The following is a 1,938-nucleotide window of genomic DNA, read 5'->3' as shown; positions in this document are numbered from 1 at the left end:
GCCGTTGGCGGCGCAGCTGTCGGCTGACGGGTTGGCGGTGGGGTTCGACATCTCCGAACCGATGCTGATGCGGGCGGTGGCGGACAACAGCGCACCGCGCACCTGCTACCTGCGCGGCGACGCGCGCAAGTTGCCGTTCGGCGACGAGACCTTCGATGCGGTGTGCTGTTTTGGTGCGCTGTACCTGATGCCCGAACCGTTTGGTGTGGCGCGGGAAATGCTGCGGGTGCTGCGCCCCGGGGGCCGCATCGCGATCCTGACCAGTTACTCCGGGCAGACTCCGCCGGTCCGCGCCGCGCTCAACATGACCGCCCGCGCAATCGGGCTCACCATGTTCGACCGGGAGGCGTTCGTCGACCTGTTCGCTGCGGCGGGCCTGGTCGACGTCGAACAGCAGACCCAGCGCGCGCTGCAGTTCGTCACCGCCGCCAAGCCGTGAGCTATTAGGAGGCGGCCTGGTAGACCCCGAGCAGCCGCACCACCGGCGTGCCGGCTTCGTATTCCACCACCCACGGCCGGTCACCGTCGGCGGGCTCGGAGGTCAGGGTGATCATCACCGGGCGGCCATGACGCTGCGACATCTGCGTGCAATCGACGCGGAACAACCGGTATTCACCGTCGTGCGGGATGGCCAGCGAAAAGCCCGGTTGAACGGCTTCCACCGGCACCTTCTGCAGGTAGTACTTGGTACTCATGTCCTGCACAGTAAGGACCGGTGATAACGGTTTGGTCCGCGCCACGCAGGTCTTAGCGAATGCTCAGGTGAATTTAGGCGCATCATCAGGCTTCGCGCCGGATCGCCTTCGGCCGCAACGGGTCCCGGCCTAGGTCGAAGGTGACGACAAGACCTCGACGACGTCGCGCAGCGGATCGGGGGTCGTCGCCAATTCGCCGACGAACGGATGGGAGAGTTCCATGACCAGGAACAGGTTCGCCGCGACCAATACCCCAACGGTCATCACCATCGCGTAATGCATGCGGGGTTCCTCGACCCCGTAGATGATCGAGCACGCCAGCACCAGTCCGCTGGTGAGCAGGATCACCATCCACAGCGACCAGGAGGGTCCGACGGCGATCTGAGCCTGCAGCACGCGTTCGGTGCGCGCCTGACTCACCTTGTCCAAGTTGGTGAATGACCTACTCAGGAAGGTCTTCTGCGTTTCGGTCTGCGGCTGGATCGATTCGTAGGCGGCATAGAGGCGCTGCATCGCTTTGTCGGCGTCGGGATAGGACCGGCCGTTGGCGGCGACGGGCCATTCGGCCAGGGCCGCGCGTTCATAATCCAGCAAGGCCTGCCGCACCCGATCGCTGTCCGCCTTGTCGAATACCGTTGCGTCGTTTGCCAGTTGGACCGCTGCCGCCGCCTCGTTGCGGGCCTGCCCGTCCTCGGTGTTGATCTGACTCCACATGGCCGAGACGACGAAGCCGATGAAGAACGCATACACGAAGCCGACGACCCCGTAGGCGAACCGGGTGACGTCGTTGTGCGCGGTGTCGGCGAGTTTGGGGTACCTGCCTCGCACCAACCGTTGGACCAGCACCGCACCGCCGGCGATGAGGAGGATCAGCGCGAGCAGCAGCAGCCAGGCCGGCACATTGCTGACGATCCACACACTCACCGGCCACCTCATCCCGTGCCACGTGCCTGACCGTCAGGGCCTTTCGACTTTAGGCGACGAGGGCCAGTACCGTCGCGATCATGAACGAAAGCTCGGGAGTGGCGCGGTGACTGTCGCCGCTTTGGTCCTCGGCATCGTCGGCACTGTCCTGGCGGCGGTCGCTCTGATGTGGCAAGTGGCCACGTTCCTGCGGCAGCGGCCGCGACCGCGTTTGACACCGGTTGCCGGGTTCCTGACGCCCGACGGTTTGGTGACCAACGACGCGGGCAGCGACACCTCCGAGGCGCTGTTGGCGACCGCGGAAGACGTGCCGCCGGGC

3 protein-coding genes and 1 pseudogene are annotated in these 1,938 nt (G+C 65.6%); 2 read left to right on the top strand and 2 right to left on the bottom strand.

What is annotated here, in order from left to right:
- Positions 1-439, top strand: a 439-nt coding sequence (locus tag A9W95_RS21455) for a class I SAM-dependent methyltransferase (RefSeq protein WP_156746331.1), incomplete at its 5' end; no start/stop codon positions are given.
- Positions 440-443: 4 nt separating this feature from the next.
- On the opposite strand, the gene A9W95_RS21450 is transcribed toward A9W95_RS21455, so the two are convergent.
- Both A9W95_RS21450 and A9W95_RS21445 read right to left on the bottom strand, forming a co-directional pair.
- Positions 444-695, bottom strand: coding sequence for a hypothetical protein (locus tag A9W95_RS21450; protein WP_067417471.1), 252 nt, complete (start codon positions 693-695; stop codon positions 444-446).
- A gap of 129 nt (positions 696-824) precedes the next feature.
- Positions 825-1,631 (bottom strand): DUF4239 domain-containing protein, encoded by an 807-nt coding sequence (locus tag A9W95_RS21445; protein ID WP_067417468.1) that lies wholly within the window; start codon positions 1,629-1,631, stop codon positions 825-827.
- 94 nt (positions 1,632-1,725) lie between these two features.
- Between A9W95_RS21445 and A9W95_RS21440 the strand changes: the two are divergent.
- Positions 1,726-1,938, top strand: a pseudogene (locus A9W95_RS21440) (hypothetical protein); the annotation flags it as partial.

The sequence above is a fragment of the Mycobacterium sp. 1423905.2 genome (assembly GCF_001673155.1).
GTDB lineage: Bacteria > Actinomycetota > Actinomycetes > Mycobacteriales > Mycobacteriaceae > Mycobacterium.
This window is presented reverse-complemented; position numbering and strand designations above follow the sequence as displayed.